At 64.5% G+C, this 13,340-nt stretch carries 12 protein-coding genes; 5 read left to right on the top strand and 7 right to left on the bottom strand.

The window, feature by feature from the left end:
* Positions 1 to 72 precede the first annotated feature (72 nt).
* From PSQ39_RS03215 to apaG, 3 genes are all read right to left on the bottom strand, one after another.
* Positions 73 to 1,146, bottom strand: a complete 1,074-nt coding sequence (locus tag PSQ39_RS03215) for a PAS domain-containing protein (protein WP_273925147.1) — start codon at positions 1,144 to 1,146, stop codon at positions 73 to 75.
* A 144-nt stretch (positions 1,147 to 1,290) separates the two neighbouring features.
* The gene (locus PSQ39_RS03210; protein ID WP_273925146.1) at positions 1,291 to 3,276 is read right to left on the bottom strand and encodes a site-specific recombinase; all 1,986 of its coding nucleotides are present in this window, start codon (positions 3,274 to 3,276) and stop codon (positions 1,291 to 1,293) included.
* Between the two features lie 40 nt (positions 3,277 to 3,316).
* Positions 3,317 to 3,715, bottom strand: a complete 399-nt coding sequence (gene apaG, locus PSQ39_RS03205; RefSeq protein ID WP_273925145.1) for a Co2+/Mg2+ efflux protein ApaG — start codon at positions 3,713 to 3,715, stop codon at positions 3,317 to 3,319.
* Between the two features lie 172 nt (positions 3,716 to 3,887).
* Between apaG and rpe the strand changes: the two genes are divergently transcribed.
* Complete coding sequence (gene rpe, locus PSQ39_RS03200; RefSeq protein WP_273925144.1) at positions 3,888 to 4,592, top strand: ribulose-phosphate 3-epimerase; 705 nt, start codon at positions 3,888 to 3,890, stop codon at positions 4,590 to 4,592.
* Between the two features lie 22 nt (positions 4,593 to 4,614).
* Here rpe and arsC read toward each other — a convergent pair whose 3' ends face one another.
* Complete coding sequence (arsC, locus tag PSQ39_RS03195; protein WP_273925143.1) at positions 4,615 to 5,052, bottom strand: arsenate reductase (glutaredoxin); 438 nt, start codon at positions 5,050 to 5,052, stop codon at positions 4,615 to 4,617.
* 138 nt (positions 5,053 to 5,190) lie between these two features.
* On the opposite strand from arsC, the gene gph reads away from it, so the two are divergent.
* Positions 5,191 to 5,901 (top strand): phosphoglycolate phosphatase, encoded by a 711-nt coding sequence (gph, locus tag PSQ39_RS03190; RefSeq protein ID WP_273925142.1) that lies wholly within the window; start codon positions 5,191 to 5,193, stop codon positions 5,899 to 5,901.
* Between the two features lie 22 nt (positions 5,902 to 5,923).
* Here gph and PSQ39_RS03185 read toward each other — a convergent pair whose 3' ends face one another.
* The 3 genes from PSQ39_RS03185 to PSQ39_RS03175 all read right to left on the bottom strand — a co-directional run bounded on the left by PSQ39_RS03185 (position 5,924) and on the right by PSQ39_RS03175 (position 10,167).
* Entirely contained in the window at positions 5,924 to 7,630 is a 1,707-nt protein-coding gene (locus tag PSQ39_RS03185) for a methyl-accepting chemotaxis protein (RefSeq protein WP_273925141.1), read from the bottom strand.
* A gap of 159 nt (positions 7,631 to 7,789) precedes the next feature.
* The gene (locus PSQ39_RS03180) at positions 7,790 to 9,454 is read right to left on the bottom strand and encodes a methyl-accepting chemotaxis protein (RefSeq protein WP_273925140.1); all 1,665 of its coding nucleotides are present in this window, start codon (positions 9,452 to 9,454) and stop codon (positions 7,790 to 7,792) included.
* Positions 9,455 to 9,570: 116 nt separating this feature from the next.
* The gene (locus PSQ39_RS03175) at positions 9,571 to 10,167 is read right to left on the bottom strand and encodes a chalcone isomerase family protein (RefSeq protein WP_273925139.1); all 597 of its coding nucleotides are present in this window, start codon (positions 10,165 to 10,167) and stop codon (positions 9,571 to 9,573) included.
* Between the two features lie 405 nt (positions 10,168 to 10,572).
* Here PSQ39_RS03175 and trpE point away from each other — a divergent pair, with 405 nt between their 5' ends.
* The 3 genes from trpE to PSQ39_RS03160 are packed head-to-tail and all read left to right on the top strand — an operon-like array spanning position 10,573 to position 13,327.
* The gene (trpE, locus tag PSQ39_RS03170) at positions 10,573 to 12,084 is read left to right on the top strand and encodes an anthranilate synthase component I (protein WP_273925138.1); all 1,512 of its coding nucleotides are present in this window, start codon (positions 10,573 to 10,575) and stop codon (positions 12,082 to 12,084) included.
* A gap of 5 nt (positions 12,085 to 12,089) precedes the next feature.
* The gene (locus tag PSQ39_RS03165) at positions 12,090 to 12,671 is read left to right on the top strand and encodes an anthranilate synthase component II (RefSeq protein WP_273925137.1); all 582 of its coding nucleotides are present in this window, start codon (positions 12,090 to 12,092) and stop codon (positions 12,669 to 12,671) included.
* Positions 12,671 to 13,327, top strand: coding sequence for a LysE family translocator (locus PSQ39_RS03160; protein WP_273925136.1), 657 nt, complete (start codon positions 12,671 to 12,673; stop codon positions 13,325 to 13,327). The genes PSQ39_RS03165 and PSQ39_RS03160 overlap by 1 nt, the downstream gene beginning before the upstream one ends.
* Positions 13,328 to 13,340 lie beyond the last annotated feature (13 nt).

The raw sequence follows: 13,340 nt of genomic DNA, 5'->3' as shown, positions 1-13,340 counted from the left end.
GAGGTCCGCTGCCGCGGCGGACCATTCCCCCAATGTGCCACCCCTTTTTCGGCCCGGCCTGCGCCGGGCTTTTCAACGCACCGACATCACCCGGCGGACCAAATCCACCTGCCGGTGCAGGTTTTGTTTGGCCAAGGCGCTTTTGACCTGGCTGCGCACGGTGTGAATCGACAGGTCGGTCATCTGGGCGATTCGCTTGAGCGGATGGCCCTCCGTCAACAGCACAGCGACCCGGGCTTCCGCCGGTGTCAGTTGCAGGGTGGCGCAGATTTTGGCCAGGAAATCGCTGCGGTCGAGCAGGCTGGCGATCGAGTCGGGTGGCGACTGAGGAGCTTGCGGCCACAGTTGCCGGGCGGCCATGACGCGCTCAGTCACGTTTTCCACCTGGGACATGATGGAGTCGACTTGGCCTTGCGGCTGGGTCATGGCCGAGTTGAACCACACCGTGTGCAAGATCGCGCCATCGTGTTGAACCAGGGTGAGTTCCGCCCGGTTTTGCAGTTCTTGGCCGCTGCGCAGGCGTTTCAGGGCTGCGTCCAGCGGGCCCTGGGCCTGGCTTTGCTGGAGCAACTCGGGCAAGGCGCGTCCCCGAACCTGATCCAGTGACCAGCCAAACCATTGGCTGGCCCGCGAGGAGCAGTGCAGCAGGGTCAGATCGGCGTCCATTTCCAGCACCCCCAAGGGGCTGTTTTCCATGTGGGATGCCAGTCGTTGGTTGGCCACGCGCAGGGCGTCTGCCGTCACCTTCAATTCATGCACCCGCAGGGCCACGTTGACGATGCCAATGACATTGCCCTCTTCATCGTGCCAAGGGCTCAGGCTGATGTTGTGCCAGCTGGGCACACCCAGGGCGTCGGGCACTTGACGCTGGTAGTGCACGACCTCGCCTTGCAGCACCCGATCGAGGTGAGCCTGCAGCGGCGCCATGTGGTCTGGGCCGTACAAGGTGAGCAGGCTTTGGCCAGCCATCTCTCCAGGCGTGCGTTGAAACCAACGGGCGTAGGCGGCATTGGTGTAGACCAAGCACAGTTCAAGGTCCACCACCGCCACAGGTGCGCTGAGGTCGTGGGTGATCAGCGCCTCGACCAAGGAGGCGGACAGCAGCGCGGGCCGCGGTGGTTTAGCGTTCAAAACTGGGGCGGTCATGGCTTCTGGGGCCGCTCACCCCCAACGGGTCAGCGGCGTGTACCTTGCCGCCTATTGTGCCCGCAGGCCAAGTCGCCTTCTCCCTCGTGGCACAGAACGCATGCACGATTTGTCAGTGGGCTGATTCAATGGGTGACTGAGCTGTCAGCGCGGCACAAAGAAACTGGCGGGCGCTTGGCGCAGGCGGGTCCAGATGGCTTGGCGGATGCGCTGGCGCTCCAAGCCGCCGACGCTCTGGGCGCGCAAAGCCAGTCGGAAGGCCAGGTAAAAACTGACCGCCAGGTTCAGGGGCCCAATCGCCAGCAGACCGGCCACGGCCCACCAGAAGTCAGCGCTGCCCAGTGCGGCCCAGCCCAGCGTGGCCGCGGCGGCACTGACCTGACCGGTGGACAGGGTGACGTGCCTCACTTCCAGGCCCAGACCAAAAAAGCCCGCAAAGGCTGGCACCAGGCCCAGCATCAAGCCCAGCGAGATGTTGGCTGCCAGGCCTGATACGTTGCGCCGCAACCATTGGCCCCAGCGCTGCGCGCGCGCCGCCCCCAGCCATTGGGTGAAGCGCGGGTTGTAGCTCAGGGCTGAATCCAGACGCTGCAGCACAAACCAGTTCTCGACCCAGCCCGCGATGATGCTGGAGGCAAACAACAGCACCCCGGTGAAGGCGGCAAACAAAGCGGTGGGGCCGAGCAGGCTCAAGTCGTGCAGGGTTTGCCGTGCATGGGCCTCGTCCACCATGGGGCGCAGGCCCGCCGCATGCAGGGTGGCACAGATCAGCAGCACCGCCGGGATCACCAGGCCCAGGTTGCCAATGATGGCGGCGATCTGGGAGCGCAGCAGGTGGGCCACCTCGTCGACGAAGGTGTCCACCGAGTCGGGGGCACTCATGTCCTTGAGCTTGGCCGCCATGGCGGGTGCCGTGACGGCGGGTTGTTTGGTGGCCACCGTCCAGTGCAGCAGCATGACGATGACAAAAGACAGTGCGTAGCTCAGGCCCGAGGCCAAGCCGCCCCAGAACGCAGACAAGCCCAGCGCATAGATGCTGAATTTGGCCCAGGTGGTGAAGGCCAGCACCAGGCCTCCGCCGGCGGCGGTGCGCAGCATCTCACGGTACTCGGCCGCATCGCGGGTGATGTAGTGCTCGCCGCTTTCTGCGCTGCGCTCGGCCACTTTGGCGGCCGTGAGTTGCGAGCTGGCCGCGATCAGGGCGCGCACGCTGCGGCCCTCTTGGCTGACCAGCACCAGGCGGGCCAACAAGCGGGTGGTGTCTTCGGTGGGGGTGCTGCTTTGCAGGCAGCTGAGCAGCTCGCGGATGCGCCGCACCCGTTCGCGCAGCTGGCGCAGGCGGAACACGATGCCCACCGAGATGCCGTGCTCTTCCAGGTGGGTGTAGACCGTTTGGGCGGCCCGACGGCAGGCGTCGAGTTGTTGCCGCAGCACATCGGCCGCGGCCAGGGCGACCGGACTTCGCGGTCCCTCGCTCAGCACGGCTTGGCGCAGGCGTTCAAAGTGGGCTGGCAGTTCGTGAAAAGGCCGATCGCGCTGCGCTTGCTCGGACATGCGCTGGCGGATCTCAGAGGCAAAGCCCGTTGCGCTGACCTGGCCGACGCTGTAGGTCAGGGCGTCCAGCAGCAAGCGCTGGCCGAGGCTGGTGGGGGCTTGGTCTGGCGCGCTTGGGGCCGGAGGGGGGAAGAGCAGGGTTTGCACGCGCAGCAGGGTGTCGCTGTCGAGTGCGCGCAGCCACTCGGCGTCAAAGGGACTGGGCAGCAGCAGCTCGAACAGCTCGGCCAGGTCGGTTGTCTCTGGCGTGCGCGGCAGGAGCTTTTTACGCAGGCGGTTGCCCAATTCACTCATGAAGGCGTTGTGCGGGGCAAAGCCGTGGTCGGCCAGCAGCGCAGTGGCGTCCACCGCATCCATGAAGCGGCGCCACCAAAGCTGCCATTGGGCCTGCCATTCGGGACGCAACTGCACCGCGTCCAGCAGCAGGCGCACCCGAGCGACGGCCGCCTGGGTGTCCTCACCCTGCCCGCGCACCCATTGCAGCATGCTGATCAGCCACAGGTGGCGCTGCACCAGCGAGGCATGCGGGTTCAACGAGTCCAGAAGTTGGGGCAGGTCGGGCAGGTGTTGCTTCATCGATCAGAAAAAAGGGGGGAAGGGTTGTAAGGTCCCCAGTTCAGTGCAGCACCCGGGCCGGCGTGTGGGGTCCGGCTTGTGCTTCGAGCACGAACAGGGGGATGGGGGCGTCAAAGCGCTCGCCGTCTTCGGCCACAAAAAAGTAGCTGCCGCGCATGGTGCCACTGGGGGTGCGCAGGCGGCAGCCGCTGGTGTATTGGAAGGATTCACCCGGTTTCAGCAGCGGTTGTTGGCCCACCACGCCCAGGCCTTTGACCTCTTCGCAGTGGCCGCGCGCGTCATTGATCAGCCAGTGCCGAGAGATCAGTTGCGCGGCCACCTCGCCGGTGTTGGTGACGGTCACGGTGTAGGCGAAGCCGTGCAGCGACTGCTCGGGATGGGACTGGTCGGCCAGGTACTGGGGCTCGACGACGATGCTGATCTGGTATTTGCTGGACATGGGCGTCAGGAAAGTGGAGAGTCAAAGCGGCTCTGAAGTTCCCGCATTCTGGCATTCAGCGCCGCATCGCGGGCAAGGGGCGCTGAAATCGACCTTCTCGCGGGTCAGGCTGCTCAGGGCCTTCCCGTCCAGCCCTTCCCGGTGCCGTGGGGCTGCTGCGACAATGTCGGGCATGAAGACCTCCGCCCCCACCCCCTATCGCATTGCTCCTTCCATTCTGTCGGCCGACTTTGCTCGGTTGGGAGAGGAAGTGCGCCATGTCATCGCCGCCGGTGCCGACTGGATTCACTTCGACGTCATGGACAACCATTACGTGCCGAACCTGACCTTCGGACCGATGATTTGCCAGGCGCTCAAGCCGCATGCCAAGACCCCCGAGGGCCAGGCCGTGCCGATCGACGTGCACCTGATGATCCAGCCGGTGGACGCGCTGGCTGCTGCCTTTGCCGAGGCTGGTGCCGACTACATCAGCTTCCACCCCGACGCCTCGGGCCATGTTCATCGCAGCATCCAGGCCATCAAGAGCAAGGGCGTGAAGGCGGGCTTGGTGTTCAACCCGGCACAGCCGCTCGACGTGCTGGACTGGGTGATTGAGGACCTGGACCTGATCCTCTTGATGAGCGTCAACCCGGGTTTTGGTGGTCAGAGCTTCATTGACTCCACCCTGCGCAAGATCGAGGCCGTGCGCCGTCGCATCGACGCGTCGGGCAAGGACATCCGCCTGGAAGTGGATGGCGGCATCAAGACCGACAACATCGCCCGCGTCGCCGCGGCGGGGGCGGACACCTTCGTCGCGGGCAGCGCGATTTTTGGCCAGCCCAGCTACCAGAGCGTGATCGAGGCCATGCGCAGCCAGCTGGCTGACGTGGCGCGCTGAACGACGGGCGCCGCTGTGGCGCTCAAGCGGCCTGAGGCGGCAGGCGCCGGCCCCGGGCGTCGATCACCGCTTCGCCATCTTCTTTGTTGAAGGCCCCTTGCTGCGGCTGGGGCAGCAAGTCCAGCACGGCTTCGGAAGGCCGGCACAGCCGAGTCCCCAGGGGCGTGACCACCAGGGGGCGGTTGATCAAGATCGGGTGCGCCACCATGAAGCCAAGCAAGTCTTCATCGCTCCAGTGGGCTTGGCCCAAGCCCAGCTCGTCGTAAGGCGTGCCTTTCTGGCGCAGCAAGGCCCGCACGGGCTCGCCGGTGGCGGCCACCAGCGCGCGCAGTTCGTCCAGGCTCGGTGGGGTTTCCAGGTACAGCACCACACGGGGCTCTTCGCCGCTGTTGCGGATCAGGGCCAGGGTGTTGCGCGAGGTGCCGCACTTCGGGTTGTGGTAAATCGTGATGTCACTCATGGGGGCTCTGGGCCCATGGACGGGCCTGTTGACAAGAGAAGGGTGGGGCGCACTGCCAAGCGCAAAGCGCTATTTTGCGGCGAGTGTGGGTTGACCTGGCTGCTGCCAGAATCGGGGCCTCTTTCAATTCTTGACGCCATGCAGCCCAACGCCCTCTCCCTGACCCCCTTGCCTTTGGATGCCGTGATCCTGGACCTCGACGGCACCATGGTGGACACCCTGGGCGATTTTGCCCAGGCCCTGAATCGCATGCTGGCCGACTTGTCCCTGCCCTCCATCGCACCTGAGCTGATTGTCAACATGGTCGGCAAGGGCTCCGAACACCTGCTGCGCACGGTGCTGGGCCAGGTCTTGAGTCGTTCCCAAGGCCTGCAAGAGGCCGGCCTGACCGAGCGGGTCGAGGCTTTGTTTCCTGCGGCCTGGACACGCTACCAAGCCCATTACCTGGACATCAACGGTCAGTTCGCCACCGTTTACCCGGGTGTCGTGCAGGGCCTGGAGGCCTTGCGTCACCGGGGACTGGCCCTGGCCTGCCTGACCAACAAGCCCTTGGCCTTTGCCAGACCTTTGTTGGAGGCCAAGGGCTTGATCACTTACTTCAGCCACGTCTTTGGTGGTGACTCTTTTGAGCGCAAAAAGCCCGATCCGCAGCCGCTGCTGGGCACTTGCGCCGCGCTGGGCACGGTCCCGGCGCGCACCGTGATGGTGGGGGATTCCAGCAACGATGCCCAGGCTGCGCATGCCGCGGGTTGCCCGGTCTGGCTGGTGACCTATGGCTACAACCATGGCCAGCCCATCCGGGCGGTGGCTGCCGACGCGTTTTTGGACTCTCTGGCTGAATTGGCCTGAGCCTTGGGCAGGGCGGCTGCCCTTAGAACGAGGTCCAGTCCTGTTCTGAACTCGCGCTGGGAGATGCCGGGCGCGGCGGCGGTGTGCTGGTTTTGGCGCTGGCGCTGGCTGTTTGGCGGCGCTCCGGACCGGCATAGGGCGTGGCCGGGGGCTGCGGCGAGCGGGTGGCCCGCTGTGCCTTGACCTCCACGGTGGGCAAGGCCTTCGCACCGAGCTTGAACACCGCGACGGCGTCCACCAGTTGCTGGGATTGTTGGCGCAGGCTGGCGGCGGCGGCGGCCGATTGCTCCACCAAGGCGGCGTTTTGCTGGGTGCTGTGGTCCATCTGCACCACAGCCTCTCCGACTTGGGACAGGCCTTCGCTTTGTTCCGAGCTGGCGGTGCTGATCTCAGCCACGATGACCGTCACGCGTTGGATCGCCTGCACCACTTCGCTCATGGTGTGACCCGCTCGGTCGACCAAATTGGAGCCCCGCTCGACCCGCTCCACGCTGGCGTGGATCAGTGCTTTGATTTCCTTGGCTGCTTCTGCACTGCGCTGGGCCAGCGAGCGCACTTCGGCCGCCACCACTGCAAACCCGCGACCCTGTTCCCCGGCGCGGGCCGCTTCCACGGCCGCGTTCAGGGCCAGGATGTTGGTTTGGAAGGCAATGCTGTCAATGACGCCGATGATGTCCGCGATCTTGCGCGAGCTGTCGTTGATGCCTTTCATGGTCTCCACCACCTCGGCCACCACCTCCCCCCCTTGTGCCGCCACCTGCGAGGCCTGCTGCGCCAATTGGTTGGCGTTGCGGGCACTGTCGGCATTGGTCTTCACGGTGGACTCCAACTCCTCCATGGAAGCGGCGGTTTCCTCCAACGCGGAGGCCTGCTGCTCGGTGCGCGCTGACAGGTCATGGTTGCCCTGCGCCATCTCGGCGCTGGTCTCGGCCACGCTCTGGGCATTGCTTCGCACCTCACTGACCAAACTGGCCAAGCGTGCCTGCATCCCGCCCAGCACTTGCAGCAATTGCCCAGTTTCGTCGCGACCGCTGCTCATTGGCTGGCTCGACAGGTCGCCCTGTGAAATGGCGGTGGCCAGCATCACCGCCTGCCCCACCGGTTGGGTCACCGAGCGGGTGATGATCCACGCCAGCAGCATGCTGGCCATGACGGACACCAGGGCGCCTGTGGCCAGGCCATAGAGGCTGGTGTCGGCTTGTTGCAAGGTGCGGCTCAACTCGCTCTGGAGACTGCCGTCCAGCATCGATTTGAGTTGCTGGATCTCGGCCTCGTAGGCCTGGAAGTCACTGCGCAATCGGGAGTCCACCAAGGCGGCGACTTCTTCGCCGGCCTGCTGGCGTTGGCGCAGGTCGTTTCGAGTGCTTTGGTAGTCCTTGCGGCGGCTCAGGGCTTTTTCGTAGCGCTGTTGCTCATCGGCGCCCACCAGCTGGCTTTTCACCGCTTCGATGCGCTGCGTTTGCAGTCCCACCACGGTTTGCGTATCACGCTGGAGTTGCTCCAGGTAGGCCTTGTTGTCGGCTTTGAAGCTGGCCTCGGTGCGCAGCCAGTTCATTTGCGTGTCGTTGAGCCACTCTTGAACCAGTTTTTGCCGCGTCAGCTCGACGGTCGCCAGTTGGGTGTTGGACGTTTTCAGAACCTGAATGCGGCTCATGCCCAGTGCGGTGACCAGCCCCACCAGCAAAAGCATCACACCAAAGGCCAGGCCCAGTCGGAATCCGAGTTTCAAGTCAGTCAAACGCATCGACGCTCCCCTCGTTCCAGCGAGCGAGCTGGACTCTTGAAGCGAAATGTAACCTTTTATCCCTACAGACTCCAAGTGGCATTTTGGGACAAGGCGCCGCGACATGGCCTGCGGCGCTGGCGCCCGCGCCGCAGGCGAGGTGCTTCAGGCGTGGCGGCGGTCGCTGCTGCTGGGGGCTCGACGCTCCGGACCTTCGTACGGCGGGCTGGGCGGGATGCCGGAGCGGGTGGCACGGCGGGCGCTCACCTCCACGGACCGACCCGCGCTGGACGCGCCCAGGGTGAAGGCCGACACCGCCTCGACCAACTGGCCCGCTTGGGTGCGCAGGCTGGCGGCGGCGGCCGCCGACTGCTCCACCAAGGCCGCGTTTTGCTGCGTGGCCTGGTCCATCTGCGTGACCGCCTCGCCCACTTGCGACACACCCGCGCTTTGCTCGGAACTGGCCGCGCTGATCTCGCCCATGATGTCGGTCACGCGCCGGATGGCGCTCACCACCTCGGTCATGGTGGTCCCCGCCCGGTCCACCAGGGCGGTGCCTTGTTCGACCCGCTCCACGCTGGCACCGATCAGGGTCTTGATCTCCCGCGCTGCTTCGGCGCTGCGCCCAGCCAGGCTGCGCACCTCGCTGGCCACCACCGCGAAACCCCGGCCTTGTTCACCGGCGCGGGCGGCTTCCACGGCTGCATTCAGGGCCAGGATGTTGGTCTGGAAGGCGATGCCATCGATCACGCCGATGATGTCGGCGATCTTGCGTGAGCTGTCGTTGATGCCCTTCATGGTGCTGACCACCTCGGCCACCACTTCGCCGCCCTGGGTGGCGACGTTGGAGGCGTTCAACGCCAGCTGGTTGGCGGAGCGCGCGTTGTCCGCGTTTTGCTTGACGGTGGAGCCCAGCTCTTCCATCGATGCGGCGGTCTCTTCGAGTGCAGAAGCCTGCTGCTCGGTGCGGGCGGACAGGTCGTTGTTGCCTTGGGCGATTTCGGCGCTCGCGGTGGCCACGCCGTCGGCGTTTTGGCGCACTTCGCCCACCAGGGCGGCCAGGCGTTGCTGCATTTCGCTCAGGGCATGGAGCAGTTGGCCGGTTTCATCTTGTCCGCCAGTGGCGATGTGAACCGATAAATCGCCATGGGCGATCGCGGTGGCGGCGTCCACCGCTTCTTGCACGGGGCGGGTGATGGAGCGCGTGACCGCCCAGGCCAGAAAAGCGCCCAGGGCCACGGCCACGGCGGCTGCGCCCAACAGAAGGGTGCGACTGAGCGTGCTCAAGGCTTTGTTTTTGTCCATGCTCTGGGCCAGTTGCTCGGTCATGCGTTGGTGCAAGCCATCGAGCACTTTGAGGTAGGCATCGGCCATGGGGCGCAACTGGCTGTCGATCATGGCGCTGATGTCTTCGCCCATGGATTGGAGCTTCTGCAGCTCAGCGCGCTTGATTCGGTAGGCGTCGCGCACCTTGCCAATGTCTTCCATCACGGCCTTGCTGCTGTCATCCTGCATCAGCTCTTCCAGGCGCTTGATCTTTTTGGCAGTGCCCACGGAGGTGGCCTCGATGTCTTTTTTCAGGCGTTCGATGTACACCACGTCGACACCGCGCAGTTGCGCTTCGGTACGCACCCAGTTCACCCGTATGTCGGTCGCCCAGTCGTTGACCAGGGCTTGCTGTTCCAGGTCCACGGTGGCCACGCGCTCAGAAGCCTCCTGCAATACCCCAATGCGTTGCACGCCGATCACCGCGACCAGCACGGTGATCACCAGGATGACCGCAAAGGCGGTGGCCAGGCGGTATCCAATTTTGATCTGGTTGAAGTTCATGGGTGGGGTTGGCTCAATAAGGTCGGGAACAAGGCAAAAGGGGCGACGGCATCAGGGGGCTGAACACGGGCGCCGGTGATCTTGCACGGCGCTAAGACGGGTGACTTTGACATGCCTCAGTTTCCATCCTTGCCCAGCAAGGCGTCTTTGAGCTTGCCGTCTGCCGGCGCCGGACCCAGCCAGATGCGCAGCAGGGCGTTGAAGAATTCTGCCTCACGAAAGGGGGCGCCCTGCACCTGGCCCCGCACGGTCAGCACCGTGCCTGTGTCGGGCAGCCAGTCGATGGTGAAGTTGTCGCCCGCCTGGAGTTTCTTCAACTCGGCAAACACCTCACCCATGCGGATCAGTCCGGGCACCAGCCGGGACATCTCACCTTTGGGGGCATTGTCTTCAACGCCACGCGTGAACAACTTGCCCAGCTCATTGGCATCGATGTCGCGCAGCATCGTGATGCTGATGCGTTTGGGGCCGGCTGTGGCCAGAACGGCATCTGCCGTCTGGGCTTTGTGCCCCAAGTAAAGGCCCATGGCGTAGACCTTGAAAACGGCTTTGTAGCGAACACCTGCGCCATTGAGCTGAAGCGCGCTCCCATTGAGCTCAAGCGGGTCCTTGAAATGCACGCCTTGCAGCGTGACAGGGGCGCCTTGCCCCCTCAGGGGCAAGCACAGCAGGATGCTCAGGGGCAGACAACAAAAAAAACGAAGAGGGGTCATAAAGCCATCGCGGCAGATGAAAAGATTGTTTTGTGGCGCCCTGGGGTCTTGCGTTACTGTTTAGTCTGCGCTAGTCGTCTTCTGTTTGACAAGGGGGTTTTCGATGGGCCCTCCTGCAGCCCAGGGGTCGTGAGGGGGCACATCTGGTGGCCTGGCATCAGGGCGGCCGCAGGGGTGGCCAGGTTTGCTACACTGGGCGCCAATGTTCATTCACCGCACTTTCATCACAGGTTGCAGCGACCGGGGAGCCTGGCCCTGGCGCAAGCCTGTTCACGTGCACCACTGACAGCATGTCCGGGCAGCGCCGGCATGCGCCCGGGGGCCCTTTGTCTGGGTCCATCTCGAGAATGAACGCGGCACCTTTCCTTTGAACTGCGGTGCCGCCTGAGCTGGAGGCTCTTTGCCGTGATCACCGAACTTGAATTCAAAAGCCTTGCCTTGCAGGGCTACAACCGCATTCCCCTCATCGCTGAGGCGTTTGCCGACCTGGAAACCCCCCTGTCCCTGTACCTGAAGCTGGCGCATTCACGCGACGGCGGCAAGCTCAGCTTCTTGCTGGAGTCGGTGGTGGGCGGTGAACGTTTTGGTCGCTACAGCTTCATCGGCCTGCCGGCGCGCACCCTGGTGCGGGCCAGCGGTTTTGGCGATCAGGCCAAGACCGAGGTGGTGCGCGATGGCGTGGTCATTGAGACCGCCCAGGGCAACCCGTTGGACTTCATTGCCAGCTACCAAAAGCGCTTCAAAGTGGCCCTGCGCCCGGGCTTGCCGCGTTTTTGCGGCGGCCTGGCCGGGTACTTTGGCTACGACGCGGTGCGCTATGTCGAGCGCAAGCTCGAGAAAACCTGCCCGCCCGACACCTTGGGCACCCCTGACATCCTGCTGCTGCAGTGCGAAGAGTTGGCCGTGATCGACAACCTGTCGGGCAAGCTCTACCTCATCGTCTACGCCGATCCCGCCACGCCTGAAGCCTTTGCCAATGCCAAGAAGCGTCTGCGTGACTTGAAAGATCAGCTCAAGTACTCGGTCAGCGCGCCGGTGGTCAAGGCCACGCAAAGCTATCCGGCCGAGCGCGACTTTGCCAAGGCCGACTACCTGGCGGCGGTCGACCGCGCCAAGGAGCTGATCGCCGCGGGTGACTTCATGCAGGTGCAGGTGGGTCAGCGCATCAAGAAGCGGTACACCGAAAGCCCGCTGTCCTTGTACCGCGCGCTGCGCTCGCTCAACCCCTCGCCCTACATGTACTACTACCACTTTGGGGATTTCCATGTGGTGGGGGCCTCGCCCGAGATCCTGGTGCGTCAGGAGCGCGTCGAGGTCGATGGTGTGGCGGAACAGAAGGTGACGATCCGCCCGCTGGCCGGCACCCGCCCGCGTGGCGCCACGCCCGACAAGGACAAGGCCACCGAAGTCGAGCTGATCAACGACCCCAAGGAGCGTGCCGAGCATGTGATGCTGATCGACCTGGCGCGCAACGACATCGGCCGCATCGCCAAGACCGGCAGCGTCAAGGTGACCGAGGCCTTCGCCGTGGAGCGCTACAGCCATGTGATGCACATCGTGAGTAATGTCGAAGGGACCCTGCTCGACGGCATGGACGCCATCGATGTGCTCAAGGCCACCTTCCCGGCCGGCACTCTGACCGGCGCCCCCAAGGTGCACGCCATGGAACTGATCGACCAGCTTGAGCCGACCAAGCGCGGCCTGTACGGCGGCGCCTGTGGCTACATCAGCTACGCCGGCGACATGGACGTGGCCATTGCCATCCGCACCGGCATCATCAAGGACCAGATGCTCTATGTGCAGGCGGCGGCCGGCGTGGTGGCGGACTCGGTGCCCGAGATGGAATGGAGAGAAACCGAACACAAGGCGCGCGCGTTGTTGCGCGCTGCTGAACTCGTTGAAGAAGGCCTGGAGTGAACGCCATGACGCAAAAAATCAAACTCCTCATGGTGGACAACTACGATTCGTTCACCTTCAACATCGTGCAGTATTTTGGTGAGTTGGGTGCGGAAGTCGAGGTCTTCCGCAACGATGAGATCACGTTGGAAGGCATTGCGGCGCGCGCGCCCGACCGCCTGGTGATTTCGCCTGGTCCGTGCTCACCCGCCGAGGCAGGCATCTCGGTGGCGGCGATCCAGCACTTTGCAGGCAAGCTGCCGATCCTGGGCGTGTGCCTGGGTCACCAGGCGATTGGCGCCGCCCTGGGGGGCAAGATCATCCGCGCCCAGCAACTCATGCACGGCAAGACCAGCGTCATCACGACCACGCAAGAGGGCGTGTTTGCCGGCCTGCCCGAGCAGTTCACCGTCAACCGCTACCACTCGCTGGCCATCGAACGCAGCAGCTGCCCGGCCGATCTGAAGGTCACCGCCTGGACCGAGGACGGCGAGATCATGGGCGTGCGCCACCGCTCGCTGGACATCGAGGGCGTGCAGTTCCACCCCGAGTCCATCCTCACCGAGCACGGCCACGCCATGCTGAAGAACTTCCTGGTGCGTCCGTGATGGACTGGCAAACCCTCTGGCTGTTCATGGCCGCGGGTTGGTTGCTCAACCTGACGCCGGGGCCCGATGTGCTCTACATCGTGTCCCACTCGCTCAGGTCCGGACTGCGCGCCGGCGTGGTGGCGGGTTTGGGAATCACAGCAGGCTGCTTTGTGCACATCGCGGCCGCCGCCATTGGCGTTGGGGCCTTGCTGTCGGCATCGGGCACGGCGTTCACCGTGCTCAAGTGGGTGGGGGCCGCCTACCTGATGTGGATGGGTGTGCGCATGCTGCTGTCGCGACCTGCCTCGGGGGCTGGTTCGACGCCGGTGATCTCGGTCGGGCAGGGGGGGGCGGCAGAGCCACTGAGCAAGGTGTTCCTGGGCGGCTTTTGGACCAATGTGCTCAACCCCAAGGTGGCCTTGTTTTTTCTGGCCTTTGTGCCGCAATTCATCGCCCCCGGCACCGACAACAAAGCCTTGGCTTTTGTGCTGCTGGGCACCTTGTTCAATGTGAACGCGATTCCCATCAACATCGGCTGGGCTGCGGTGGCCACCTGGATGGCGCGCCGCATGGACGTGGTGCAGCACCGCCTGCAGGTGCTGGACCGCGTGGCTGGCGCTTTGTTCATCGGCTTTGGTTTGAAATTGGCTTTGTCGGACCGGCCCGTGCCTTGAGCGCGTCGGTCCC

It is taken from the genome of Curvibacter microcysteis, assembly GCF_028649455.1.
GTDB classification, from domain to species: Bacteria; Pseudomonadota; Gammaproteobacteria; order Burkholderiales; family Burkholderiaceae_C; genus Curvibacter; species Curvibacter microcysteis.
The sequence above is the reverse complement of the archived record's forward strand: the minus strand, read 5'-3'. Positions and strand labels throughout refer to the sequence as shown.

What these genes read in the sequence shown, in the direction of transcription:
- PSQ39_RS03215 (WP_273925147.1), bottom strand. Translation starts at nt 1,146, where the DNA reads ATGACCGCCCCAGTTTTGAACGCTAAACCACCGCGGCCCGCGCTGCTG.
- PSQ39_RS03210 (WP_273925146.1), bottom strand. Translation starts at nt 3,276, where the DNA reads ATGAAGCAACACCTGCCCGACCTGCCCCAACTTCTGGACTCGTTGAAC.
- apaG (WP_273925145.1), bottom strand. Translation starts at nt 3,715, where the DNA reads ATGTCCAGCAAATACCAGATCAGCATCGTCGTCGAGCCCCAGTACCTG.
- rpe (WP_273925144.1), top strand. Translation starts at nt 3,888, where the DNA reads ATGAAGACCTCCGCCCCCACCCCCTATCGCATTGCTCCTTCCATTCTG.
- arsC (WP_273925143.1), bottom strand. Translation starts at nt 5,052, where the DNA reads ATGAGTGACATCACGATTTACCACAACCCGAAGTGCGGCACCTCGCGC.
- gph (WP_273925142.1), top strand. Translation starts at nt 5,191, where the DNA reads ATGCAGCCCAACGCCCTCTCCCTGACCCCCTTGCCTTTGGATGCCGTG.
- PSQ39_RS03180 (WP_273925140.1), bottom strand. Translation starts at nt 9,454, where the DNA reads ATGAACTTCAACCAGATCAAAATTGGATACCGCCTGGCCACCGCCTTT.
- PSQ39_RS03175 (WP_273925139.1), bottom strand. Translation starts at nt 10,167, where the DNA reads ATGACCCCTCTTCGTTTTTTTTGTTGTCTGCCCCTGAGCATCCTGCTG.
- PSQ39_RS03165 (WP_273925137.1), top strand. Translation starts at nt 12,090, where the DNA reads ATGACGCAAAAAATCAAACTCCTCATGGTGGACAACTACGATTCGTTC.
- PSQ39_RS03160 (WP_273925136.1), top strand. Translation starts at nt 12,671, where the DNA reads ATGGACTGGCAAACCCTCTGGCTGTTCATGGCCGCGGGTTGGTTGCTC.